This window comes from Streptomyces sp. NBC_00370, from assembly GCF_036084755.1.
GTDB lineage: Bacteria > Actinomycetota > Actinomycetes > Streptomycetales > Streptomycetaceae > Streptomyces.
The window spans coordinates 1,786,994-1,811,442 of record NZ_CP107968.1; the positions used below are offsets into that span (position 1 = coordinate 1,786,994).

The following is a 24,449-nucleotide window of genomic DNA, read 5'->3' on the forward strand; positions in this document are numbered from 1 at the left end:
AAGCAAAGGCAAGGAGATCAGCCACTCCTTGCCACACCCAAGGTATAGCGCACGGGGGGCCTTGCGGCAAGGCCCCCGGTGTGCCGCAGAATGGCCCGCCTGGGCGGGGAACCTACGGGAATCTGCCTGTTTGCGACCTTGTGTGTGACTTCGTAGTGGGGGAACTTCATGATTGACGTGATCATCGCCGGCGCGGGACCGGCCGGGATGATGCTGGCCGGCGAGCTGCGGCTGCACGGGGTGCGGGTGGTCGTGGTGGAGAAGGACGCCGAGCCCGCCGCGTTCATCCGTTCGCTCGGGCTGCATGTGCGCAGCATTGAGGTGATGGACCAGCGCGGCCTGCTGGAGCGGTTCCTCGCGGAGGGCCGGCAGCATCCGCTCGGCGGGTTCTTCGCTGCCATCGCCAAGCCGGCGCCCGAGGGGCTGGACACCGCGCACGGCTATGTCCTCGGCATTCCGCAGCCGGTCATCGACCGGCTGCTGGCCGAGCGCGCGGCGGAGCTGGGGGCGGAGATCCGGCGCGGCTGCCAGCTGGTCGGGCTGAGCCGGTCCGCCGACGGGGTGAGCGTCGAGCTGGCCGACGGCACGGAACTGCGCGCGCGGTATCTGGTCGGCTGCGACGGCGGTCGCAGTACGGTGCGCAAGCTGCTCGGCGTCGGCTTCCCCGGTGAGCCGTCCAGGACCGACACGCTGGTGGGCGAGATGGACGTGGCCGCCTCGGCGGAGGAGATCGCCGCCGTGGTGGGCGAGGTGCGCAAGACCCATCTGCGGTTCGGCGTCGGTCCTTTCGGGGACCACAGGTTCCGCGTCGTGGTGCCCGCCGACGGGGTGGCCGGCGACCGCTCGGTGCCGCCGACCCTCGACGACTTCAAGCGGCAGCTACGGGCCTACGGCGGCACCGACTTCGGGATCCACTCGCCGCGCTGGCTCTCCCGCTTCGGCGACGCCACCCGGCTCGCCGAGCGCTACCGCACCGGCCGGGTGCTGCTGGCGGGCGACGCGGCGCACGTCCACCCGCCGGTGGGCGGGCAGGGCCTCAACCTCGGCGTCCAGGACGCGTTCAACCTCGGCTGGAAGCTGGCGGCCGAGATCAACGGCTGGGCGCCGGAGGGGCTGCTGGACAGCTACCACACCGAGCGGCACGCGGTGGCCGCCGACGTGCTGGAGAACACCCGCGCGCAGATGCAGCTGATGTCCCCGGAGCCCGGCCCGCGGACGGTCCGCAGACTGGTCGCGGAGCTGATGGACTTCGACGAGGTGAACCGCCATCTGACCGAGAAGATCATCGCGATCGGGATCCGCTACGACTTCGGCGAGGGCCACGAACTCCTCGGCCGCCGGATGCGGGACGTGACGCTGAAGCGCGGTCGCCTCTACGAGCTGACCCGCGCGGGCCGCGGACTGCTGCTCGACCAGACGGGACGGCTCTCGGCCGAGGGCTGGGCGGACCGGGTCGACCATGTCGTGGACGTCAGCGAGGAGCTGCCCGTACCGGCGATGCTGCTGCGGCCGGACGGCCATGTGGCGTGGGTCGGTGACGACCAGCGCGACCTGACGGACACGCTGCCGAGGTGGTTCGGCGCCGCCGCGTAGGGTCCGCCGTTCGGGTCAGCCTGCGGCGTCCCGCCGCGCGTCGCCGGGAATCCGCCTGTGGGGTCCCGGTGGCCGGCCGGAGAAATTCACCGAAGAATCTCCGCCGGGGGTGTCGATCCGGGTCCCGCCCGTTCGACGCAAGGGTGAGAGGCGGGCACAGGCCCCGTCGTCGTTTCCGACCGAGGAGTCGTCATGCCGCGCTTTCTGACACTGGTACGTATCGAGGAGAAGCACTCCCCCGCCGACATGACCCCCGAGGCCGGGGCGCGGATGGGGGCGCTGTTCGAGGAGATCACCAAGGCCGGCGTCATGCTGGACACCGCGGGGCTCACCCCGTCCGCCGAGGGCACGCGGGTCACCAGGTCCGGCGGTGAGTTCAGCTACACCGACGGGCCGTTCACCGAGACCAAGGAAGTCGTCGGCGGCTACGCCATCCTCCAGGTGAAGGACAAGGCGGAGGCGATGGAGTGGACCAAGCGGTTCCTGGCCTGTCACCCGGACGACTGGACCGTCACCTCCGAGGTCCGCCAGATCGACGAGGGCTGACCGGGCGCGGGTCCCGCGTCCGGCCGCGCACCGCGGGGGCCCGCGGTTGCCCCGTCCCCGCCCTGCTGCTCTGATGGGTTGCCGTGACGGCAGCAAGCGTGGCGGAGACGGTCGAAGCGGTGTTCAGGATCGAGTCCGCGCGGATCATCGCGAGCGTCACCCGGGTGGTACGTGACGTCGGCATCGCCGAGGAGATCGCGCAGGACGCGCTGGTCGCCGCCCTGGAGCAGTGGCCGCGGACCGGGGTGCCGGACCGGCCGGGGGCCTGGCTGACGGCCACGGCCCGGCATCGCGCGATCGATCTCGTCCGCCGCAAGGAGACGTACGCGCGCAAGCTGGCCGAGGTCGGCCGGACGCTGGAGGACGCGCCGCCCGCCGAGCCCGCCGATGTGGACGACATCGACGACGACCTGTTGCGGCTGATCTTCACCGCCTGCCATCCCGTGCTGTCGACGCAGGCCAGGATCGCGCTGACGCTGCGGCTGCTCGGCGGGCTCACGACGGAGGAGATCGCCCGCGCCTTCCTCGCCTCCGAGCCGGCGGTCGCGCAGCGCATCGTCCGGGCGAAGCGGACCCTCGCCAAGGCCGGGGTGCCCTTCGAGGTCCCCGGCGCCACCGAGCGGCCGGGCCGGGTCTCCTCGGTCTGCGAGGTCATCTACCTCGTCTTCAACGAGGGGTACTCGGCGACGGCCGGCGACGACCTCGTACGCCCCGCGCTGTGCGAGGACGCGCTGCGGCTGGTCCGGGTGCTGGAAGGGCTGATGCCCGACGAGCCGGAGGCGCACGGTCTTGCCGCGCTCCTGGAGTTCCAGGCCTCCCGTATCGCGGCCCGTACGAACCAGGACGGCGAGCCGGTCCTCCTCGCCGACCAGGACCGCTCCCGGTGGAACCGCGTCCTCATCCGGCGCGGCATCGAGGCGCTGCACCGCGCGGGCGGCGGCCCGTACGCGGTGCAGGCGGCCATCGCCGCCTGCCACGCGCAGGCGATCCGTTACGAGGACACGGACTGGGACGCGATCGCCGCGCTGTACGGCCGGCTGATGACGCTGACCCCGTCCCCCGTGGTGGAGCTGAACCGGGCCGTCGCCGTGTCGATGGCCCGGGGCCCCGACGCCGGTCTTGAGCTGGTGGACGCCCTCGCCGAGGGACCCGACCTGAAGGACTACCACCTGCTGCCGAGCGTCAGGGGCGATCTGCTGGAGCGGCTGGGCCGGACGGACGAGGCGCGCGCCGAGTTCGAGCGGGCGGCTTCGCTGACCCGTAACGCCCCCGAGCGGGCACTGCTGCTGGCGCGAGCGGCACGGGCCGACTCGCGCCGTCAGTGACCGACTAGGACCGACTACGCGGTGGGCGGCCGGTCCGTCGCCGTACCGGCCGGGGCGAGGCCGTTGCGGGCGAGGAACGCCAGCGCCTCGTCGGCGAGGTCGCGCCAGCCGCTGTCGGCGCCGAACGCGTGGCTGCGCCCCTCGAACAGCTTGTACTCGGTGACGCCCTTGTTCTTCTTCCGCTGGATCTTGTACGCGGCCCGCACCGTCGCCGGCGGTACGGTCCTGTCCTCGCCCGCCGCCAGCATCAGCAGCGGCCCGCGCTCACGGGCGGTGTCGACGGCCGCCTCGCTGCGGGGCGCGAAGTTGGCGAGCCCGGCCTGGAACAGCGAGCGCGACAGACGGCATGGCGTACGTCTCGAAGAGGCGGTCGGACTCCTCGCGCGGCAGTGTGTTGGCGAAGCCGCGGTGGAACGAGTCCGCCGTGTGCGCCCAGGTCTTGGTGCGCAGCCCCGGGCGGCTCAGGATCGGTCCCGCCGTCTGGAGCTGGGCGAGCGGCAGCCCGAGCACACCGCGGAACTGGGCGGGGGCGAGCGCCACACAGCCGCGGGTCACGCCCGAGGCGAGCAGCCGCTCGGCGATCAGCCCGCCGAACGAGTGCCCGATCACCACGGGCGCGGCCGGCAGCCCGGCGATGATCTGCGCGTAGTGGTCGGTGACCTCGGCGAGCCCCCGGTTCGCGAGCGGCGCGGGGTTCTTGCGGGTGGCCTCGACGGTCGGCGCGTCGCCGGGCCAGCCCGGCGCCGTCGCCGCGTACCCGCGCTCGTTGAAGAGACTGAGCCAGGGGTCCCAGCTGCTGGAGTGCAGCCACAGTCCGTGGATGAAAACGACCGGAACGACAGATGCATCCGACACGGGAGCCTCCTAGGCGCGAAAACCGCGCGGTGCCGACGGAAACGCGGACACGCGGTTGAGTCTAGAAGGAAAAAGCACGCGGCGACGGGGTTCGCACACCTTTCCACCCCGGGATTCACGGCAGGACACAAGCCCGTCGGACCGGCCGGGCCGACCCTCGTAGAATCGCCGGATGAGCGCTCCCGACACCGGTCCAGAAGCACCCGAGGCACCCGGTCCTTCCCCGGCGCCCGACGAGACGAGCGAGGCACTGCGGGTCCTGCACCGGGTCTTCGGCTACGACTCCTTCCGGGGCAGCCAGCAGGAGATCATCGACCATGTGGTCGACGGCGGTGACGCGCTCGTGCTCATGCCGACCGGCGGCGGCAAGTCGCTCTGCTACCAGATCCCCGCGCTGGTCCGTAAGGGCGTCGGTGTGGTCGTCTCGCCGCTCATCGCGCTCATGCAGGACCAGGTCGACGCGCTCAGGGCGCTCGGGGTGCGCGCCGGCTTCCTGAACTCCAGCCAGGATCTCGACGAACGGCGGCTGGTGGAGGCCGAGTTCCTCGCGGGCGAGCTGGACCTGCTCTATCTGGCCCCTGAGCGGCTGCGGGTCGACGCGACCGTACGGCTGCTGGAGCGCGGCACGATCTCGCTGTTCGCCATCGACGAGGCGCACTGCGTGGCGCAGTGGGGGCACGACTTCCGGCCCGACTACCTCGCCCTGTCCGCGCTGCACGAGCGCTGGCCCGACGTGCCGCGTATCGCGCTGACCGCGACGGCGACCGAGGCCACGCACACGGAGATCGCCTCGCGGCTGAAGCTCCAGGACGCCCGGCACTTCGTCGCCAGCTTCGACCGGCCCAACATCCAGTACCGCGTCGTGCCGAAGGACGACCCGAAGCGCCAGCTGCTGCAGCTGCTGCGCGCCGAGCACCCCGGCGACGCGGGGATCGTCTACTGCCTGTCCCGCGCCTCGGTGGACAGGACCGCCGAGTTCCTGGTGAAGAACGGGGTCGACGCGCTGCCGTACCACGCGGGTCTCGACGCCCGTACCCGCGCCACAAACCAGTCGCGCTTCCTGCGCGAGGACGGTCTGGTGATGGTCGCGACGATCGCCTTCGGGATGGGCATCGACAAGCCGGACGTACGGTTCGTCGCCCACCTCGACCTGCCGAAGTCCGTCGAGGGGTACTACCAGGAGACGGGCCGTGCCGGGCGTGACGGGCTGCCGTCCACGGCCTGGCTGGCGTACGGCCTCCAGGACGTGGTCCAGCAGCGGAAGATGATCGACACGTCCGAGGGCGACGCCGCCCACCGGCGGATGCTGAGCGCCCATGTCGACGCGATGCTCGCGCTGTGCGAGACCGTCGAGTGCCGCAGGCGGCAGCTGCTGGCCTACTTCGGCCAGCAGAGCGCGGGCGAGACCTGCGGCAACTGCGACACGTGTCTGACCCCGCCGGAGTCGTACGACGGGACGGTGCCGGCGCAGAAGTTGCTGTCGACGGTGGTGCGGCTGAAGCGGGAGCGCAACCAGAAGTTCGGCGCGGGGCAGATCACCGACATCCTGCTCGGCAAGAAGACGGCGAAGGTCATCCAGTTCGACCATGACGCGCTCAGCGTCTTCGGCATCGGCACGGAGCTGCGTGAGGCCGAATGGCGCAGTGTGGCCCGGCAGTTGCTGGCGCAGGGGCTGATCGCCGTCGAGGGCGAGTACGGGACGCTGGTCCTCACGGACGACAGCGGCGAGGTGCTGGGCGGCCGCCGGCCCGTCGTGCTGCGGCGCGAGCCGGAGAAGGCGGCGAAGGCGGCCAGGGCGGCGCGGGAGAAGACCCCGAAGCAGCGGGCGGCGCCCGTCGATCTGCCGGCCGAGGCGGTGCCGGTGTTCGAGTCGCTGCGCGCCTGGCGCGGCGCGACGGCCAAGGAGCAGGGCGTACCGGCGTACGTGATCTTCCACGACGCCACGCTGCGCGAGATCGCGGTGCTGTCGCCCTCGACGCTGGACGAGCTGGGCACGGTGAACGGGGTCGGGGAGAACAAGCTGGCCAAGTACGGTCAGCAGCTCCTCGACACGCTGGGCGCGCCGGGCGGCGAGCCCGACGGCCCCGATCCCGAGGCCGGCTGAGCGCCGGGGCGGGCCGAGCTGCGGGCGCCGCCGGTCAGACGCCCGCGTCGAGCCGTACCACCCAGCGCCCCGGGCTGCCGGTCAGCGTGACGGTCGACAGCGGGCGTACGTCGAAGGACCAGTAGGTGTGGGGCGGCGCCTTGAGGGCGTAGACGAGCGCGGCGCGTACGACGGCGGGTTCGGCGACCGCGACAATGGCAACGATGTCATCGGCGGGCCGGGTGTCCAGCCAGTTCCCTATCCGCGCGATGAAGGCCAGCAGCGGTTCCCCGCCGTGCGGTGAGGTGCGCGGGTCGGCCAGCCAGGTCTCGACACCGGCCGGTTCACGGGCGGCGACCTCGGCCAGGGTGAAGCCGCGCCAGCGGCCCATGTCGCAGTCCCGCAGGGCGGGTTGGGCGAGCGGGGCGTAGCCGAGGGCGTCGCCGGTCGCGCGGCTGCGGAGGGTCGGCGAGCAGTAGCGGAGATCTGCGGCGGCCAGCGGCACCAGGGCGTGTGCGACGAGTTGCATCTCGTGCCAGCCGGCCCGGTTCAGCGGGCGGTCGTCGTCGAAGCGCTCGTCGTACAGGTCCGAGTTTCGCGCGGCGGTGACCAACGTGACCCGAACACTCATGGCCAGGATCGTCGATCCGAAAGCCACGCTGGTCAAGGGGGGCTCGATGGACAACCATGGAACGCTTCCGGACGTTTTCCATGACGTCGGCATATCCCCGGAGATGGCTCTGACGGAATCCTGACGGTCAGCCGAGCGCCTCGTCGCACGCGGTGCGCAGCCGCCGTACGCCTTCGGTGATCTCCGCCGTACCGGCCACGCCCGCGAAGCTCACGCGCAGGTGGGGTGCGGGCGGCTCGGCGCTGAAGTAGGGGCGGCCCGGGGCCACGGCGACACCGGCGCGCAGCGCCGCCGAGACGACGGCCTGTTCGTCGCTGCCGTCCGGGAGGCGGAGCCAGAGGTGGTAGCCGCCGGCCGGGACGTGCGGCAGGGCCAGTTCGGGCACCTCGGTCCTGAGCGCGGCGACCATGGTGTCCCTGCGGAGCTTCAACGCCGTGTGGACGGAGCGCAGATGGCGGCTCCAGGCGGCCGAGCCGACCAGTTCGATGGTGGCCTCCTGCAAAGGACGCAGCACGAAGAAGGTGTCGACGACATGGATGGCCCGCAGCCGTTCCATCACCGGACCTCGGGCGGCGAGGACGCCGATGCGCAGGCTGGGGGCTGTGGCCTTGGTCAGCGAACTCACGTGCACGACCACGCCTTCGGGGTCGTCGGCGGCGAGCGGCCGGGGCAACGGCCCTGATTCCTGGACGAGTTGGCGTACGAAGTCGTCCTCGACCACGAAGGCCCCGGCGGCCCGCGCGATGCGCAGCACCTCGGGGCGGCGGGCCGCCGAGAGCACGGCACCCGTGGGGTTCTGGAAGAGCGGCTGGCAGACGAAGAGCCGGGCGCCGGTGGCTTTGAAGGCCGCTTCGAGCAGTTCGGTCCGCACCCCTTCGGCGTCGACCGGGACCGGTACGGGCCGCAGCCCGGCCGCCCTGGCGATGGCCAGCATGCCCGGGTAGGTGGGGGATTCGACGAGGACGGGCGAGCCGGGCGGCGCGAGCGCGCGGAAGGCGGTGGTCAGCGCGGACTGGCCACCGGCCGTGACGAGTACGTCGGCCGCGGTGCAGCTCTCGCCGATGCCACGGGCGAACCAGGCGCGCAGTTCGGGGACGCCTTCGACGGGCGGCCGTCCCCAGGCGCCGGGCCGCCGCCCCGCCCTGGCGAGCGCCGCCGCCATGGCCTGTTCGGGCTGGAGGACGGAGTGCAGATAGCCGCTGTTGAACTCGATGACGCCGGGCGCGGGGGCGGCGAGGGTGACGAGCACTCCGGAGGCGTCCACCGACCGGGGCACGGCGTCGGTCGCCGCGTCGGCGCTGAGGGCGACCTCCTGCCAGGAGGTGTCGCAGAGCGGCGGGGGCGTGCCCCGGGGGTGGGCGCGGAAGACCCCGGCGCCCGGACGGCTGACGACGAGACCTTCGGCGACGAGCCCGGCGAGGGCGCGGGAGACCGTCACCGGGGAGACCCGGTAGCGCTCGACCAGGGCCCTGCTGGACGGCAGTTTTCCACCTGGTGAGTAGCGGTCCAGCTCCTGGCGCAGGGATTTCGTCAACTCGGCCACACTGCTACCCTCATGCATGACAGCACAGGATAGCGCTACTCACCCCGCCTCGATAGCAGTCGAGGGCGGTGGTGCCCGCGGCGGCACGCTGCTCGCCGCGCTCGGGGTGATCGCCTTCTCGCTCACCTTCCCCTCCACGGTGTGGGGTCTGGAGAGCTTCGGCCCCTGGTCCCTGGTCACGCTGCGCAGCACACTCGCCGCCCTGGTCGCGGGCGCCTTCCTGCTGGTGCTGCGGGTGCCGCTCCCGGCGCGGGAGCACCGGGGCGGGCTCGCCGTCGTGGCGGGCGGGGTGGTGATCGGTTTCCCCACCCTGACGACGCTCGCGCTCGGGTCGGCCACGTCCGCGCACACCGCTGTCGTGGTGGGGCTGCTGCCGCTGACGACCGCCGTGTTCGCCGCGCTGCGCACCGGCCGGCGGCCTTCGCGTACGTTCTGGGCGGCGGCGCTCGTCGGCGCCGCTGTCGTGGTGGCGTTCGCCGTGCAGCAGAGCGGTGGCCGGCTGTCCGCCGCGGATCTGTACACGTTCGGCGCGGTGCTGGTCTGCGCGGCCGGTTACACCGAAGGGGGCAGGCTCGCCCGGGAGATGCCGGGTTGGCAGGTGGTCGGCTGGGCCCTGGTCGGCTGTCTGCCGTTCGCCGTGGTGGGCGCCGTCGTCGCGCTGCCCTTCGAGCCGGTGCGGCTGACGGCGCACGGTGTGACGGGGCTGGTGTGGGTCGCGGTCGGCTCGACGTTCTGCGGTCTGTACGTCTGGTACCGGGGCATGGCGGCGATCGGTGTCGCCAGGGCCAGTCAGCTGCAACTCGCGCAACCGCTGCTGACGCTGGTCTGGTCGGTGCTGCTGCTCGGCGAGCACCTGACGGCGGCGGCGCCGGTGGCGGCGGTCGCCGTGCTGGCCTGTATCGCGGTCACCCAGCGCGCCAGGACCTGACGGTACGGCGGAGTGTTCAGGCGGTCGCCCCCCACAGGTCCCGGTGGATGGGTTCCGCCCGGCCGGTCAGCGGCAGGCCCGTGCCGCCCCGACGGGCCGCGACGATCTCGGCCGCGATGGACAGGGCGGTCTCCTCGGGCGTACGGGCGCCGAGGTCCAGGCCGATGGGCGAGCGCAACCTGTGCAGCTCCGCCTCGCTCAGACCCGCCTCACGCAACCGTCGGAGCCGATCCTCGTGGGTACGGCGTGAGCCCATCGCACCGACGAACGCGACCGGCAGCCGCAGCGCCTCCACGAGCAGCGGCACGTCGAATCTGGTTTCGTGCGTGAGTACGCACACCACCGTGCGTCCGTCGGTCGGGGTACGCCGCAGATAGCGGTGCGGCCAGTCCACGACCACCTCGTCGGCGTCGGGGAAGCGGGCTTCGGTGGCGAAGACGGCCCGGGCGTCGCACACGGTCACATGATGGCCCAGGAACTTTCCCGCCCGCACCAGCGCCGCGGCGAAGTCGACCGCGCCGAAGACGATCATGCGGGGCGGCGGCACGCTGGTCTCGACGAGCAGGGTGATCCCGCCCGGACAGTGCGACCCGTCCTCGGAGATGGTGACGGTGCCGGTGCGGCCGGCGTCCAGCAGGGCCCGGGTCTCGGCCACGGCCGTACGGTCCAGCTCCGGGTGGCCTCCGAGCCCGCCCTCGTCGGCGCCGTCGGCATCGGCGCCGTCGGCTCGGACGAGCAGGGCCCGCCCGAGCAGCTCCTCCGGACCGCGCACCACCCGGGCGAGGGCAGCGGGCTCGCCGCCGGCCGCCGCGGCCAGCGCGGCCCGCAGCACCGCTCGCTCGGGCGAGTGGGAGCGAACCGGGGTGACCATCACGTCGATGATCCCCCCACAGGTCAGCCCGACCGCGAAGGCGTCCTCGTCGCTGTAGCCGAACCGTTCGCGCACGGCCCGGTCGTCCTGGAGGGCCCGTTCGCAGAGTTCGTAGACGGCGCCCTCCACGCAGCCGCCGGACACCGAGCCGATCGCCGTGCCCTCGCTGTCGACGGCGAGGGCGGCGCCGGGGCCGCGCGGCGCGCTTCCGCCGACGGAGACGACGGTGCCGACGGCGAACTCCCGGCCCTCCTCCATCCAGCGGTGCAGCTCGTCGGCGATGTCAAGCATGCGCCGCTCCCCTGCCCGGGGTCGCCCCGGCCGGGTCCTCGACCGATGCCGTCAGCACGCGGTCGGGCCGGATCGGAAGGTTCCGGTGGCGTACGCCGGTGGCGTGCCACACCGCGTTGGCGACGGCAGCGGCCGCGCCCACGATGCCGATCTCGCCGACGCCTTTGATGCCGACCGGGTCGTCCGGGTCGTGGTCCGCCACCCAGTCCGCCTCGATGTCCGGGACGTCCGCGTGCGTGGCCACGTGGTAACCGGCGAGGTCGGGGGCGTAGTGGCGGCCGGTGTTCCGGTCACGGACCGCCTCCTCGTGCAGGGCCATGGAGATGCCCCAGGTCATACCGCCGAGGAGCTGGTTGCGGGCGGTGAGCGGATTCACGATCCGGCCGGCGGCGAAGATGCCCAGCATGCGGCGCACCCGGATCTCGCCGGTGGCGACGTCCACGGCGACCTCGGCGAACTGGGCCCCGAAGGAGTGCCGTTCCTTCTTCGCGAGCGCACCGAGGACCTCGGTGGTGTCGGACCGAACGGTGATCCCCTCCGGGGGGATGTCCGGGGCCACCGCGAGACGTTCCCGCAGCTCGGCGGCTGCGGCTGTGACCGCCCAGGCCCACGAGCGGGTGCCCATCGAACCACCGGCGATCATCGCGGGGCCGAAGTCGCTGTCCCCGATCCGGACCCGGACCCGTTCGGGCGCGGTCTCCAGCGCGTCGGCGGCGATCAGGGTGAGGGCGGTGCGGGCGCCGGTGCCGATGTCGGCGGCGGAGATCCGTACGGTGAACGAACCGTCCGCCTCCGCCGTCGCCAGGGCCGTGGAGGGCCTGGCCCCGGCGCCGAAGGACGCGGCGGCCGTGCCGGTGCCGAGCAGCCAGCGTCCGTCCCGGCGCACGCCGGGACGCGGGTCGCGGTCCGCCCAGCCGAATCTGCGGGCGCCCTCGCGGAAGCAGGCCGACAGGTTGCGGCTGCTGAACGGGAGCCCGGAGACGGGGCCGGTCTCCGGCTCGTTGCGCAGACGCAGCTCGATCGGGTCGACGCCGCAGCGTTCCGCGAGTTCGTCCAGGGCCGACTCGATCGCGAACGATCCGGGGGCCTCGCCCGGTGCGCGCATCCAGGTCGGGGACGGCACATCGAGTCGCACGACGTGGTTGGCCGTGCGGTGGGCCTCGGCGTCGTACATCACCCGGGCGACACCCGCACTGGGCTCGACGAACTCGTACACGGTCGACGTCCGGCTCAGCGAACGGTGCTCAAGGGCGCGCAGCCGGCCGTCCCGGTCGGCGCCGAGCCTGACCCGCTGCGTGGTGGGGCTGCGGTGCCCGGTCAGCGAGAACATCTGACGCCGGGTCATCACCACCCGTACCGGGCGCCGCAGGACGGTGGCGGCCATCACGGCGGACACCTGGTGGGCGCGCAGGCCCTTGCTGCCGAAGCCGCCGCCGATGTGCTCGGAACGCACCCGCACCGAGGACTCGTCGAGCGAGAACATCTTGGCCAGCTCGCCCTGGATCCAGCTGGCGCCCTGGTTGGAGTCGACGACTTCCAGCCGGCCGGCGTCCCACAGGGCGGTCGCCGCGTGCGGCTCCATCATGCTGTGCTGTTCTTCGGGGGTGGTGTACTCCGCGTCCATGACGACGGCGGACGCGGCGAGCTGGGCCTCCATATCCCCCTTCTCCGTCTCCGCCGGCATCGGTCCCTGGGCCGAGTAGGCGCCGGGGTGGTCGGCGACGAGCGCGGTGTCGTGGGGCTCCTCGTCGTAGGTGACGAGCAGCGTTTCGGCGGCCTCCCTGGCCTCCTCGGATGTGGTGGCGACGACCAGCGCGACCGGCCAGCCGGCGCACGGCACCCGGTCGTCCTGGAAGACGGCGGCGGTCGGGTCGGGACGTCCCAGCATGCCGACGTAGTCGGTGTTCAGGCGCGGTGCGTTGCCGTGGTGCAGCACGGCGAGCACGCCCGACATGCCGAGCACCGGGGCGCTCTCGACCGAGCGGATCCGGCCGCGGGTGACGGTCGACAGGACCAGCCAGCCGTGGGCCAGTTCGGCGAAGGGAATCTCTCCCGCGTAGCGGGCCGCGCCGGTGACCTTGTCCCGGCCCTCCACACGGGTGTGCGCGACACCGACAGCCCCTCGCAGCGCGGCGGCTCCTGGCGTGGTGATCGTCATCGGACGTCCCTCTCGGCGAGTTCGGTCAGGACGGCGACCACCAGGTTGCGCATGAGGGTCACCTTGTATCCGTTGTCGGGCAGGGGCCTGGCGGCGGCGAGTTCGGCGTCCGCCGCGGCGGCGAAGGTGTCGCCGCCGGCCGGTGCCCCGGTCAGGACGGATTCGGCCGCGCGGGCACGCCACGGCCGGGAGGCGACGGCACCGAAGGCCAGCCGCGCATCACGTACGACGCCGTCCTCGATGTCCAGCGCGGCGGCGACGGAGCCGATGGCGAAGGCGTACGAGGCGCGTTCGCGCACCTTGCGGTAGCGGGAGCGAGCGGCGACCGGAGCCGGCGGCAGGCTGACATGGGTGATCAGCGCTCCGGGCGGCAGGGCGGTCTCCAGGTGCGGGGTGTCGCCGACCGGGAGGTAGAAGTCGGTGATCGGCACCTCGCCCGGCCCTTCGGGAGTCTCGTAGGAGACCACGGCGTCGAACGCCGTCAGTGCCACGCCCATGTCGGAGGGGTGCACCGCCACACAGTGGTCGGAGGCGCCGAGGACGGCGTGGTTGTGGTGCTCGCCGCTGACGGCGGGGCAACCGCTGCCCGGGGTGCGCTTGTTGCAGGGTTTGCTCACGTCGGAGAAGTAGCCGCAGCGGGTGCGCTGGAGCAGGTTGCCGCCGACGGTGGCCATGTTGCGCAGCTGCCCGGAGGCGCCGGCCAGTACTGCCTGGGTCAACGCCGGGTACCGGCGGCGGATTTCGGGGTGGGCGGCGAGGTCGCTGTTGGTGACGGTCGCGCCGATGCGCAGGCCGCCGTCCGCTGTGTGCTCGACCCGGTCCAGCGGCAGTCCACGGACGTCGACCAGCCGGCCGGGACGTTCGACTCCGCTCTTCATCAGGTCGACGAGGTTGGTGCCGCCGCCGAGGAACCGCGCGTCCGGGGCGGCTGCGAGCAGGGCGACCGCACCGGCGACGTCGTCGGCGCGCTGATAGCCGAACTCCTTCATACGGATGCCTCCTTCACTGCTGCCGTCCGGCCTTCTCCGGCCGCCGCGGCCGCACGGCTGACGGCCTGGACGATCGAGACGTAGGCGCCGCAGCGGCACAGGTTTCCGCTCATGCGCTCACGTATCTCGGCGGGCGTGAGCGGTGCCGGCCCCGCCTCGGTGCCTACGTCGTCGGTGACGGCGCTCGGCCAGCCGGCGGCGTGCTCCTCGATGACGGCGACGGCCGAGCAGATCTGGCCGGGCGTGCAGTAGCCGCACTGGTAGCCGTCGAGGTCGAGGAACGCCTGCTGGACGGGGTGCAGCTGGTCACCGTCGGCCATGCCTTCGATGGTGGTGACGTCGCGCCCTTCGGCCGCGACCGCGAGGCTCAGGCAGGAGACGACACGACGCCCGTCGACCAGGACGGTGCAGGCACCGCACTGCCCCTGGTCGCAGCCCTTCTTCGTACCGGTGAGGTCGAGGCGCTCGCGCAGGACGTCGAGCAGGGTGGTGCGGTGGTCGGTGGACAGACGGTACTTCTCGCCGTTGATGTGCAGAGTGATCGCGCTGGACGTCGACGAAGGGGCTGGGTCCATGATCAGCCTTCTTTTGTGTCCGGTGACAAGGAACTGGGGGCTGGAGGCAGCAGCGCCCGACGCTAAGGTGACAGCTGACCGGACTGCTGTCCTTGTACGCGCAACTTAACGGACAATTGTCCGGTTGACAAGGAAGGGATTCGACCGGGAACCCGCCGAGGAGGACGTGTGCCCCAGCCGAAGAAGGACACTCCTCTGCGTTCGGACGCACAGCGCAACCGCGAACGCATCCTGCGGGTCGCGATGGTCGAACTGACGCTGCGGGCGGACGTCCCGCTGAGCGAGATCGCCAAGAAGGCCGGCGTCGGCCAAGCCACGTTCTACCGCAACTTCCCCCACCGCGAGGCACTGGTCCTTGAGGTCTACCGCTACGAGATGCAGCAGGTCTCAGAAGCGGCGACCGAACTGCTGGACACGCGCGCACCCGAACAGGCCCTGCGCGAGTGGATGGACCGTCTCGCCGGATTCGCCATGACCAAGGCCGGCCTGGCCAACGCGATCCGGCTGGTCACCGGCGCGCCGGGGGGCCCTGCCAAACCGGGCCCCACCCCGATGACGGACGCTGCCCGAACCCTGCTCCGCGCCAACGAGGAGGCCGGCACCATCCGCCCCGGGGTGAGCCCGGAGGACTTCTTCCTGGCCATCGCCGGCCTCTGGCAGATCGATCCGCACGAGGACTGGCAGCCGAGGGCCGCCCGGCTCCTGGACATCGTCACGGACGGACTGCGCGCGGGGGCACCGGGCCGGGACCGGACCACCGGAGACCGGACCAGGTGAACTCGCCCCGGCCCTTCCGGACCCCCCTTCACCGCCTCCCGTGGCGCTCGTAGCGCTCGGCGACCCGGGTCATCGCGCCCAGGGGGTCACCGGCCACCTGGGCGGCGGAGAAGTAGACGTTGCCCCTGACCTCCGGGTGCCGCGCGCACAGGTCGAGGTGGCGGGTGAGTTCGGCCGGGTCCCGCCACTGCGCGGGCTGGGCCGGGTCCCCCACCTTGTACAGCGCCTCGCCGATGTGGAGGTACACGCCCGTGCCCCGTACGGCGGCGGCCCACCAGTCCAGCAGCTTCGCGTAGTCGGCGGCGGCGAAGCCGATGTTCCAGTAGAGCTGCGGGACGATGTGGTCGATCCAGCCTTCCTTGACCCACTTGCGGGTGTCGGCGTGCAGGTCGTCGTAGGTCTGCACACCGCCGCTGGTGTCCGAGCCGAGCGGGTCGCTCGACGCGTTGCGCCACACCCCGAACGGGCTGATGCCGAAGGGCAGGTGCGGCTTGACCGCCTTGATGCGGGCCGCCGTTTCGCGCACCAGCGTGTCCGTGTTGTGCCGCCGCCAGGCCGCCTTGTCGGCGAAGCCGCCGCCGTACCGCCGGTACGCGGCGTCGTCGTCGAAGGTCTGCCCGGCGACCGGGTACGGGTAGAAGTAGTCGTCCCAGTGGACGGCGTCGATGTCGTAGCGCTTGACCGCGTCGAGCATCGCGTCCTGGACGAAGCTCCTGACCTCGGGCAGGCCCGGGTTGTAGTAGAGCTTCCCGCCGTAGGGCAGCACCCACCGCGGGTGGACCCGCGCCGGGTGCCGCGGCGACAGGGCGGCCCGGTCGGTGCTGTTCGCGACGCGGTACGGGTTGAACCAGGCGTGCAGTTCGAGGCCGCGCGCGTGCGCCTCGCGCACGGCGGTGCCCAGCGGGTCCCAGCCGGGGTCCTTGCCCTGGGTGCCGGTGAGCACCTGGGACCAGGGCTCGTACGGCGACGGCCACAGCGCGTCGGCCGTGGGCCGCACCTGGAAGATCACGGTGTTGAGCCGGCGCGCGACCGCCGTGTCCAGCAGGCTCAGCAGTTCGCTCCGCTGCCGGGCGGCCGGCAGCCCCGGCTTCGACGGCCAGTCGGCGTTGGCCACGGTCGCGAGCCACATCCCGCGCATCGGCCGCCGGGGCGCCCGCCGTCCCCGCGGCGCCGCCGCCGGCCGCACGACCGCGTCCCCCGCGACGGCGTCCCCCGCCGTGAGCAGGGCTCCGGCGGTGCCCGCCACGGCCGTCACGAACCCTCTTCTGCCGATTCCCCGCATGAACCTGCCCCTTGTGTGCTTGCGCGTGCTTCCGCCGGTCGCCGCTCGTGCCGCTCCCGCAGAGCATGCCCGCCCCGGGCCGCAACCCCAAGAACACCGCGCGGTAACGTCGTGGCCCGGACAGGCCCGGAACCGTACGGGACCTGCCGGAACACGGACCAGCGAAAGGCACGACGTGACCGACACCCTGAGCGATATCACCCGCGTCGGAGTGGTGGGCTGCGGCCAGATGGGCGCGGGCATCGCGGAGGTCGCCGCCCGCAGCGGACTTGAGGTACGGGTCGCCGAGACCACGGGCGAGGCCCTGGAGATCGGCCGCACCCGGCTGCACAACTCGCTGACGAAGGCCGCCGAACGCGGCAAGATCACCGCCCATGAGCGCGACTCGGCGCTGGACAGGATCAGCTACACCACCGATCTCGGCGAGTTCGCCGACCGTGATCTGGTGGTCGAGGCGGTCGTGGAGAACGAGCAGGTGAAGACGGAGATCTTCCAGGTGCTCGACCAGGTGGTGACGCGCCCCGACGCGATCCTGGCCTCCAACACCTCGTCCATCCCGCTGGTCAGGCTGGCCGTGGCGACCTCGCGGCCCGACCAGGTGATCGGGATCCACTTCTTCAACCCGGCGCCGGTGCAGAAGCTGGTCGAACTGATCCCCGCGCTCACGACGTCCGACGAAACGATCCGCCGCGCCGAGGCCGTGGTCGGCGGCGTCCTCGGCAAGCACGCGATCCGCGCCCAGGACCGCTCGGGCTTCGTGGTCAACGCGCTGCTGATCCCGTATCTGCTCTCCGCGATCCGGATGTTCGAGTCGGGGATCGCGAGCCGCGAGGACATCGACAACGGCATGGAGCTGGGCTGCGCCCACCCGATGGGCCCGCTGAAGCTCTCCGACCTGATCGGACTCGACACGGTGGCCTCGGTCGCCGACTCGATGTACGCCGAGTACAAGGAACCGCTGTACGCCGCTCCCCCGCTGCTCCAGCGCATGGTCGACGCGGGCCGCCTGGGCCGCAAGTCGGGCGCGGGCTTCTACTCGTACTGACGGACCCGGCGTACCGACGAACCCGGCGGGGGCTACGCGCCGAGCCAGCGGTTCAGGGCCGTTGTCAGGCCGGTGGTGCTGCCGTCGGAGGACGCCCATGCCACGAAGCCGTCGGGGCGTACCAGTAGCGCGGTCGCCTCGGTGTCTTCGGTGTGGGTGTTGAGCAGGTCCAGGCGGCCGGCGTACGGGGCGGCCAAGGCCGCCAGTCGGTCGTCGCCCGTGAGGTCGACCAGCAGGGTGCGGCCGTGGTGGGCGTGGTCGGCGAGGCGGCTGCCGTCGGTGAGGCGGAGGGCGGGCACCGTCGCGCCGGCCAGCGGGTGGCCGTCCCCGAGGTCGTAGCGCTGCCACAGGCCGGAGACGCGTCGGACGTAGTAGGTCGCGCCGTCCCGGGTGCCGAGGAAGTCGGTGACCACGCCGCGCAGCGCGCTGCTGTAGGCGTCGCCGCGCATCACGCCGACCTGCGCGCGTGTCCAGTCGAGCACCCAGGCGCCGATCGGGTGCCGTTCGGCGGTGTAGGTGTCGAGCAGTCCGTCCGGTGCCCAGCCGCGTACGGTCGCGGCGAGCTTCCAGCCCAGGTTGACGGCGTCGCCGATGCCGAGGTTCAGGCCCTGGCCGCTGAACGGTGAGTGCACGTGCGCCGCGTCGCCGCACAGCAGCACCCGGCCGCGCCGGTACTCCGTCGCCTGCCGGGCGTTGTCGGTGAAGCGGGTGCCGGCGGTGACCTCCGTGACGCGGACGTCGGCGCCGCGGACGCGCCGCAGGCTGGCCTCCATCTCGGCCGCCGTGACCGGCGCCTCCCGGTCGGCCGGCGGGCCGTCCAGCTCGACGGTGCGCACCCGGCCCGGCTTCGGCCCGTAGACGTAGACGCCGGTGGCGGTGTGCTGCCAGCCCGGCTCCAGGGCCTCCGCGCCCTCGACCGTGCCGACCGCCTGGCGGAAGGTGATCCCCGGGTCCGTGCCGGGGAAGTCGAAGCCGCCGTGGCGGCGGACCAGGCTGCGGCCGCCGTCGCAGCCGACGAGCCACGCCACGCGTACGTCGTCGCCGCCGTCCAGCTGGACGGTGACACCGGCGTCCGTCGCGTCGAAGCCGCGCACCTCGACCCCGCGCCTGACCTCGACGCCCAGCTCGGCGGCGCGTTCGCCGAGGACCCGCTCCACATCGGCCTGGACGGCTTGCACGTACCAGGCGGGGCCACGGCCGCGCAGGTCGGGATCCGCCAGGTCGACGGGGCCCGCGGGGACCTGGATGCCGCCGAAGTGGCCGACGGAGGGCGGCAGCTTCCCGGCCCCGGCCCCCTGGAACGGCTGCGGCGCCGCCAGCGCCGCCACGGCGGCGAGCAGTCCGCGCCGGTCGAAGGCCTCGGCCGACGCGGTGTTGACCGCGCCCGCCTTGAGCGCGGTGTCGATCTCCGTCCGCCGCTCCACGACCAGCACCCGGATCCCGGCCAGCCGCAGCTCGGTGGCGAGCATCAGGCCGACGGGCCCGGCGCCCGCCACGAGCACGTCGTAATCCGTGGGTCCTGTGCCGGGGGGCGGAGGTGCGTCGACAGTCATCTGATTTCCTTCTCTCTGCCGTGCGGGGTGGCCACACTGGGGTTACTCCACTAAGTTAAGTCACTAAGTTTAGTTACGCAAGGAAGTGAGGCCGGATGCCCAGGACCGGAGAGCGGGGCGGGCCGCTGACGCGGGCGAGGATCTCGGAGGTCGCGACCGGGCTCTTCCTGGAGCGCGGGTACGACACGGTCACGGTCGCCGAGGTCGCCCGGGCGGCCGGGGTGTCGAGCGTGACGGTCTTCAAGCACTTCCCGCGCAAGGAGGACCTGTTCCTGGACCGCGCGGACGACGCCGTGGAGTTCCTGCGCTCGGCGGTGCGCGACCGCGCTCCTGGCGTCGGCGTGGTGACGTCCCTGCGCGACACGACCCTGCGGCTGGTCGACACCCGGCACGCGCTGTCCGGGGTCAAGGACCGGTCCATCCCGTTCTTCCGGACCGTCGCCGCCTCGCCCGCGCTGATCGCGCGGGCCCGGGAGATCGCCTCCGACCTGCAGCGGACCCTCGCCGACGAGCTGGCACACGACCCGGCCTTCGAAGGCGACGCGGCGCTCTTCGCGGCCTTCTTCATCGCCGGTTACAGCACGGTGATGGTGGAGACCGCGCGCCGGCTCACCGCAGGGGAGCCGACGAGCCCGGTGATCGACGACCACCGGGCCCGGCTGGAGCGGCTGTTCACCGCTCTCGGCGGTGCCTTCCCCGACTAGGTCGCGTCCGGCGGGCGCTCCACGGCGCGGCGGACGAACCCTTCGAGGAGTGCGACGCCGAGCGGCAGCGCCGCCTCGTCGAAGTCGAAGCGCGGCGTGTGGTGGGGCGCGGCGAGGTCGGCGCCCACGCCGACGTAGCTGGCGTACCCGCCGCCGCGCTGGACCTGGCGCATGAACGCGGTGGCGTCGTCGCTCGCCACCCCGTTCTCGGCCGACGCCGTCACCAGCCGCAGCGCCGCCGCGGCCGCGGCCGCCTCGACGAGTTCGACGGCGGGCCGGTCGGCGCGCGCCGTCGTGACGCCGCCGATCAGCTCGACGTCGACGCTCAGCCCGTACATCTCCGCCGCCCCGCGCAGCGCGGTACGGGCCCGCGCCTCCAGGTCGTCGTTGACGGACCCTTCGTCGGCGCGGGTCTCCAGCAGCATCTCGGCCCGGTCGGGGACGATGTTGCTGGAGGTGCCGCCGCTGATCCGGCCGACCCCCACCCGGGTCTCGTGGCCGGGAACGCGCGGCAGACCGTGCACGGCGAGGGTGGCGGCAGCGGCGCCGAGCAGAGCGCTGCGGCCCTCGTGCGGAGCGAGCGACGCGTGCGCGGAGACGCCGTGGAAGACCGCCCTGAGCTTGGAGTTGGCGAGCAGGCCGTCCAGGGACGACGCGACGGTGCCGGTGGGCAGGCTGAGGCCGAGATGCGCCGCGATCAGTACGTCGATGCCGTCTGCGGCCCCCGCCGGCACCATGGCGCGCGCCCCTCTGCCGCCCTCCTCGGCCGGCTGGAAGATCAGCGTCACCGAACCTGCGGGCGGCGGGTCGGCGGCCAGCCGCTCGGCGAGTTCGACGGCCATGCCGATATGCCCGTCGTGGCCGCAGGCGTGCATCACCCCGTCGTACGCGGAGCGGAAGCCCTCGCGTGCGGGGAGATGCGTCGCGTCGGCCGACTCCAGGATCGGCAGCGCGTCGATGTCGGCGCGCAGGGCGACCGCCGGTCCCGGCCCGGCGCCCGGCAGCGTCGCCACCACGGCCGTATGGCCGCCGCGCAGCGCCGCCAACTGCCGTGGGTCGGCGCCCGATTCGGCGGCGCGCCGGTACGCGGCGTCGAGCTCGGCCGGGTCCGGCACACCGAGCCGGTGCCCGGACGAGATGACGTCGGTGCCGGTACGCACCCGCCAGCCCAGCTCGGTGAGGCGCGCGGCGATCAGGCTGGCGGTGCGGAATTCGGTGAAGCCGGTCTCCGGGTGCCGGTGGATGTCGCGCCGCCAGCGCACCGCCGTCGAACCGGCCCCGGCTTGCGGACCGGCCCCCGCCCGGTCACTCACTGTCGGACCAGGGTTCGCCCGCGGCGGGAATGCGTCCGTCGACCGGCAGCGTGGGGACGTCGACCCGCACGGTCTCCGGGTACTTCAGCCCGGCGCCGGTGTTCAGCACGACCACGTCCTCGTCGCCGCGCAGCCAGCCGGACTCGCGCAGCTTGTCCACGGCGGCGAAGCAGGCGGCGCCCTCCGGGCAGATGAACATGCCCTCGGCGCGGGCGAGATCGCCCTGGGCCGCCAGCAGTTCCTCGTCGGTCACGGCGATGGCGGTGCCCTCGGTGGCCCGTACGGCCTCCAGGACGAGGAAGTCGCCGAGCGCCTTGGGGACGGTGATGCCGAAGGCGACCGTGTGGGACTTCGCGGGCGCCACGCTCTCGGTGGCGCCGCGCTCGTACGCGTCCACGATCGGCGCGCAGCCCGCCGCCTGGACGGCGACCAGACGCGGCAGGTCCCCGGTCAGCCAGCCCAGTTCACGCATCTCCAGCAGCGCCTTGTAGATGCCGATGATGCCGACACCGCCGCCGGTCGGGTAGAGGATCACATCGGGGCAGCGCCAGCCGAGCTGCTCCACGATCTCGTAGCCCATGGTCTTCTTGCCTTCGAGCCGGTAGGGCTCCTTGAGCGTGGAGACCTCCTGGTAGCCGGTCCGCTCGCGGACGGCGGTGGCGACGATCTTGCCCGCGTCGCCGATCAGTCCGTCGACCAGATACAGCTCGGCGCCGGCGACGACGCACTCGGCGCGGGTGATCTCCGGGGCGTCGACCGGCATGGCGATCAGGCTGCGCATCCCGGCCCGTGCGGCGTAGACCGCCCAGGCGGCGCCCGCGTTGCCGTTGGTCGGCATGGCGATGCCGGTCACGCCGAGTTCGGCGGCGCGTGAGACGCCGACGGCGGCGCCGCGCGCCTTGAAGCTGCCGGTGGGAATCAGCCCTTCGTCCTTCATCCGCAGTCCCGGCACACCGAGCTGGGCGCCGTAGCGGGGCAGGTCGAGCAGCGGGGTCATGCCCTCGCCGAGGGTGACCACATGGCGCTCGTCCCGTACGGGCAGCAGTTCGCGGTAGCGCCAGAGGTCCGGTGCCCGGTCGGCGATCTCCGCGCGCTTCACGGACGCCTTGACCCGGTCCAGGTCGTATCGGGCCAGCAGCGGGACCCCCGCTTCGGACGTCCCTTGCAGCACGTCGGCGTCGCTGACGGCGCCGGTCCTGGAGCATTCGAGATGGGACAGGGCGGAGAAAAACGCTGCCGACATGGGGGTCCTCCCGGATCAAGACACAACGGCGGGGCCCGGACACCGTATCCGGCCGTCCGCCGGCGCCGGAGAGGCAGGGCGCCGGCGGACGGTGTCATGTCCGCATACCCGGAGTGTTCGGAGTCCCTGGCCTACCCGAGTCGTAAGTGATGGAGCATCAGCAGCGCGGCCGCCATGTTGGCCGCCGGGATCTCACCGCGTGCGAGCAGGGCGGGCACCCGGCTCAGCGGCACCCACTCCCGGCGTGAGGACTCGAAGTCGTCCTCGGGGTGGCCGACGTACGTCGCGCTCTCCGACCAGTAGAGATGGTGCCGGGCGTCGGTCAGACCGTTGGACGGCTCGACGGTGAGCAGATGCTTGAGCGCGCCGGGGCGCCAGCCGGTCTCCTCCTCCATTTCCCGCGCCGCCGCGCTCTCGATGTCCTCGCCGTCCTCCACCACACCCGCCGCCAGCTCCCAGCCCCAGCTGTCGGTGATGAAGCGGTGCCGCCAGAGCAACAGCACTTCGTCGGCCGCGTTGACCGCTGTCGCCACGGCCACCGGACGGAGCCGGATGAGGAAGTGGTCCAGATGCCGGCCGTCGGGGAGTTCCACGTCCGCCAGATTCACCTCGAACCAGCGGTTTCCATAGACATTCTTTTCGCTTAGTTTCGTCCACTGCACGTTTCTGCCACCTTTCGACAAGTTGATGGCAATATCGCAGCAGCGGGTCTGTGACCGGCAGTACGTCTTCTCCCGGCGGCAGGTCTTCTACAGGGGGACGCGCAGTGCGCCGTCGATGAGTTCGGCCGTCTCCTCCGCGTCCGTGCAGCCACTGGCCACCAGCTGTTCGCGGACCGAGCGCAGCCGGTCGCGCAGCCGCTGCGACTCCATCCCCCTGGCCCGTTCGGTCATTTCGACGGCCGTGCGCGCCGCCCGGTCGGGTTCGCCCTGGCGCAGTTCGATGTGGCTGAGCATCGCGAGCCGGTGCACCCGGCCCCGGTCGTGTGCCGGGGTGTCCACGGCCGCAGCCGCGTGCGCGCGGGCGGCCGGCAGATCGCCGAGGCTCAGCAGCGCCTCCGCCACCTGCACGTTCACCAGGCCCGGCTGGACGTAACCGGTCTCGTCCGGCTCGTACCCCGGCCTGATGCGCTCCGCGGCCTGCTCCGCGCGCCTGATCCGCTCCAGCGCGCCGGCGCTGTCGCCCAGGCACGCGTACGACTTGGCCTGCATCGCGTACAGGTCGGCGGCGAGCGCGGGCGTGATCTGCCGCCCGGCCGCCCGCAGCGCCGCCTCGGCGAAGGCGACGGCCTGCCGGTACTCCCCCCGGTACAGCGACTGGTTGACCAGCAGCGCGATCACATAGGCACCGAGGCCCCGGTCGCCGCTGGCCTTGGCGAGCCGCAGCGCCTGGTGGAAGTAGCGCTGGGCGAGGCCGTGCGCGTCCGAGTCGTACGCGCAGATCCCCGCGACGGCGACGAGCCCGCCCGCCGCGCGGTGCAGCTGACGGCCCAGGGCGTCGCTGTACCCGCCGCGCAGCAGCGGCGCCGTCTCGGCGTTGAGGAAGCCGACGATCCTGGCCCGGGTCACCACCCCGCCCGCCCTGCGGTACATCAGTTCGTAGTGGGCCCTGGCCGCCCGCAGCAGCTCTATGTCGGCGGGCGAGACCTTGGTGGGGCCGTTGCGTGAGACGTCGCCGTCCTCCGGCGGGTTCTCCCACTCCCACACCGGCAGCACGGCCGGAGTGCCGGTGACCGCGGGCGCGTCCACGGCATGCGGCCGCCGCTGTACGTCGGAGCGCCAGAGCGCGGTGGCCCGCTCCACGAACCCGGCCAGCGGGGTGACCCCGGCGGCCGTCGGCTCGTCCGGTCTGCCGAACCCGATGTCGTCCAGGGCCAGCGGACGGCCCAGCCGCTCGCTCAGGACGGCGCAGATCAGGTCCGGCACCTGCCCGCGTGGCCGCTGCCCCTTGAGCCAGCGGCCCACGGCCGTGTGCTCGTACCGCAGGGCCAGGCCCCTGTCCCGGCCCGCCAGGTTGACCCGCGCGGCGAGACCGGCATGCGAGACGCCCGCCTCGTCGAGCAGCGATTCCAGCAGAGTGTTGGGCTGCATATCCCCCTCCGGTGGCTCGCCGGACGCCGCCCCCGCACGGCCTCCGCAGGGCGG

22 protein-coding genes are annotated in these 24,449 nt (G+C 72.7%); 8 read left to right on the forward strand and 14 right to left on the reverse strand.

Going from position 1 to position 24,449, the window contains the following annotated elements; all coding sequences use genetic code 11:
- Positions 1-168 precede the first annotated feature (168 nt).
- The 3 genes from rox to OHS57_RS07635 all read left to right on the forward strand — a co-directional run bounded on the left by rox (position 169) and on the right by OHS57_RS07635 (position 3,464).
- Positions 169-1,593: a rifampin monooxygenase gene (rox, locus tag OHS57_RS07625; RefSeq protein ID WP_328581451.1), complete on the forward strand. Its 1,425-nt coding sequence runs from the start codon at positions 169-171 to the stop codon at positions 1,591-1,593.
- A 192-nt stretch (positions 1,594-1,785) separates the two neighbouring features.
- A complete protein-coding gene (locus tag OHS57_RS07630) occupies positions 1,786-2,139 on the forward strand; it encodes a YciI family protein (protein WP_328581452.1) in 354 nt (117 codons plus the stop codon).
- 83 nt (positions 2,140-2,222) lie between these two features.
- Positions 2,223-3,464 (forward strand): RNA polymerase sigma factor, encoded by a 1,242-nt coding sequence (locus OHS57_RS07635; RefSeq protein ID WP_328581453.1) that lies wholly within the window; start codon positions 2,223-2,225, stop codon positions 3,462-3,464.
- A gap of 14 nt (positions 3,465-3,478) precedes the next feature.
- Here OHS57_RS07635 and OHS57_RS07640 read toward each other — a convergent pair whose 3' ends face one another.
- Positions 3,479-3,712 carry a hypothetical protein gene (locus tag OHS57_RS07640; protein ID WP_328581454.1) on the reverse strand — a complete coding sequence of 78 codons (234 nt, stop codon included), beginning with the start codon at positions 3,710-3,712 and terminating at the stop codon, positions 3,479-3,481.
- A gap of 16 nt (positions 3,713-3,728) precedes the next feature.
- A complete protein-coding gene (locus OHS57_RS07645; RefSeq protein WP_328581455.1) occupies positions 3,729-4,319 on the reverse strand; it encodes an alpha/beta hydrolase in 591 nt (196 codons plus the stop codon).
- 172 nt (positions 4,320-4,491) lie between these two features.
- Here OHS57_RS07645 and recQ point away from each other — a divergent pair, with 172 nt between their 5' ends.
- Complete coding sequence (gene recQ / locus OHS57_RS07650; protein WP_328581456.1) at positions 4,492-6,423, forward strand: DNA helicase RecQ; 1,932 nt, start codon at positions 4,492-4,494, stop codon at positions 6,421-6,423.
- Between the two features lie 34 nt (positions 6,424-6,457).
- On the opposite strand, the gene OHS57_RS07655 is transcribed toward recQ, so the two are convergent.
- Both OHS57_RS07655 and OHS57_RS07660 read right to left on the reverse strand, forming a co-directional pair.
- A complete protein-coding gene (locus OHS57_RS07655; RefSeq protein ID WP_041996824.1) occupies positions 6,458-7,033 on the reverse strand; it encodes a histidine phosphatase family protein in 576 nt (191 codons plus the stop codon).
- A gap of 127 nt (positions 7,034-7,160) precedes the next feature.
- Positions 7,161-8,594: an aminotransferase-like domain-containing protein gene (locus OHS57_RS07660; protein WP_328581457.1), complete on the reverse strand. Its 1,434-nt coding sequence runs from the start codon at positions 8,592-8,594 to the stop codon at positions 7,161-7,163.
- On the opposite strand from OHS57_RS07660, the gene OHS57_RS07665 reads away from it, so the two are divergent.
- Entirely contained in the window at positions 8,593-9,504 is a 912-nt protein-coding gene (locus OHS57_RS07665) for a DMT family transporter (protein ID WP_328581458.1), read from the forward strand. The two genes, OHS57_RS07660 and OHS57_RS07665, sit on opposite strands and share 2 nt — an antisense overlap.
- 16 nt (positions 9,505-9,520) lie before the next feature.
- Here OHS57_RS07665 and OHS57_RS07670 read toward each other — a convergent pair whose 3' ends face one another.
- Genes OHS57_RS07670 through OHS57_RS07685 form a run of 4 tightly spaced genes read right to left on the reverse strand, consistent with a single transcriptional unit; the run spans position 9,521 to position 14,388 of the window.
- A complete protein-coding gene (locus OHS57_RS07670; RefSeq protein WP_328581459.1) occupies positions 9,521-10,666 on the reverse strand; it encodes an XdhC family protein in 1,146 nt (381 codons plus the stop codon).
- Positions 10,659-12,824 (reverse strand): xanthine dehydrogenase family protein molybdopterin-binding subunit, encoded by a 2,166-nt coding sequence (locus OHS57_RS07675; RefSeq protein ID WP_328581460.1) that lies wholly within the window; start codon positions 12,822-12,824, stop codon positions 10,659-10,661. Before OHS57_RS07675 ends, OHS57_RS07670 begins: the two co-directional genes overlap by 8 nt.
- Positions 12,821-13,813, reverse strand: coding sequence for an FAD binding domain-containing protein (locus tag OHS57_RS07680; protein WP_328581461.1), 993 nt, complete (start codon positions 13,811-13,813; stop codon positions 12,821-12,823). The genes OHS57_RS07675 and OHS57_RS07680 overlap by 4 nt, the downstream gene beginning before the upstream one ends.
- Positions 13,810-14,388, reverse strand: coding sequence for a (2Fe-2S)-binding protein (locus OHS57_RS07685; RefSeq protein ID WP_328581462.1), 579 nt, complete (start codon positions 14,386-14,388; stop codon positions 13,810-13,812). Before OHS57_RS07685 ends, OHS57_RS07680 begins: the two co-directional genes overlap by 4 nt.
- 168 nt (positions 14,389-14,556) lie before the next feature.
- On the opposite strand from OHS57_RS07685, the gene OHS57_RS07690 reads away from it, so the two are divergent.
- Positions 14,557-15,165 carry a TetR/AcrR family transcriptional regulator gene (locus OHS57_RS07690; RefSeq protein WP_328581463.1) on the forward strand — a complete coding sequence of 203 codons (609 nt, stop codon included), beginning with the start codon at positions 14,557-14,559 and terminating at the stop codon, positions 15,163-15,165.
- A gap of 28 nt (positions 15,166-15,193) precedes the next feature.
- Here OHS57_RS07690 and OHS57_RS07695 read toward each other — a convergent pair whose 3' ends face one another.
- Positions 15,194-16,447: a glycoside hydrolase family 10 protein gene (locus OHS57_RS07695; RefSeq protein WP_328581464.1), complete on the reverse strand. Its 1,254-nt coding sequence runs from the start codon at positions 16,445-16,447 to the stop codon at positions 15,194-15,196.
- A 187-nt stretch (positions 16,448-16,634) separates the two neighbouring features.
- Here OHS57_RS07695 and OHS57_RS07700 point away from each other — a divergent pair, with 187 nt between their 5' ends.
- A complete protein-coding gene (locus OHS57_RS07700) occupies positions 16,635-17,492 on the forward strand; it encodes a 3-hydroxybutyryl-CoA dehydrogenase (protein ID WP_041996818.1) in 858 nt (285 codons plus the stop codon).
- A gap of 32 nt (positions 17,493-17,524) precedes the next feature.
- Here the strand turns inward: OHS57_RS07700 and OHS57_RS07705 are convergent, their stop codons facing one another.
- Positions 17,525-19,045, reverse strand: coding sequence for an FAD-dependent monooxygenase (locus OHS57_RS07705; protein ID WP_328581465.1), 1,521 nt, complete (start codon positions 19,043-19,045; stop codon positions 17,525-17,527).
- A gap of 95 nt (positions 19,046-19,140) precedes the next feature.
- On the opposite strand from OHS57_RS07705, the gene OHS57_RS07710 reads away from it, so the two are divergent.
- Positions 19,141-19,749: a TetR/AcrR family transcriptional regulator gene (locus tag OHS57_RS07710; protein WP_328581466.1), complete on the forward strand. Its 609-nt coding sequence runs from the start codon at positions 19,141-19,143 to the stop codon at positions 19,747-19,749.
- Here OHS57_RS07710 and OHS57_RS07715 read toward each other — a convergent pair.
- The 4 genes from OHS57_RS07715 to OHS57_RS07730 all read right to left on the reverse strand — a co-directional run bounded on the left by OHS57_RS07715 (position 19,746) and on the right by OHS57_RS07730 (position 24,395).
- On the reverse strand, positions 19,746-21,062 hold the full coding sequence (locus OHS57_RS07715; protein WP_328581467.1) for an amidohydrolase: 1,317 nt from the start codon (positions 21,060-21,062) through the stop codon (positions 19,746-19,748). The genes OHS57_RS07710 and OHS57_RS07715 overlap by 4 nt on opposite strands.
- Positions 21,055-22,305 (reverse strand): threonine synthase, encoded by a 1,251-nt coding sequence (locus OHS57_RS07720; protein WP_328581468.1) that lies wholly within the window; start codon positions 22,303-22,305, stop codon positions 21,055-21,057. Before OHS57_RS07720 ends, OHS57_RS07715 begins: the two co-directional genes overlap by 8 nt.
- A gap of 131 nt (positions 22,306-22,436) precedes the next feature.
- On the reverse strand, positions 22,437-22,967 hold the full coding sequence (locus tag OHS57_RS07725; RefSeq protein WP_041991480.1) for an NUDIX hydrolase: 531 nt from the start codon (positions 22,965-22,967) through the stop codon (positions 22,437-22,439).
- An 87-nt stretch (positions 22,968-23,054) separates the two neighbouring features.
- Positions 23,055-24,395: a transcriptional regulator gene (locus OHS57_RS07730; RefSeq protein ID WP_328581469.1), complete on the reverse strand. Its 1,341-nt coding sequence runs from the start codon at positions 24,393-24,395 to the stop codon at positions 23,055-23,057.
- Between the last annotated feature and the right edge of the window lie 54 nt (positions 24,396-24,449).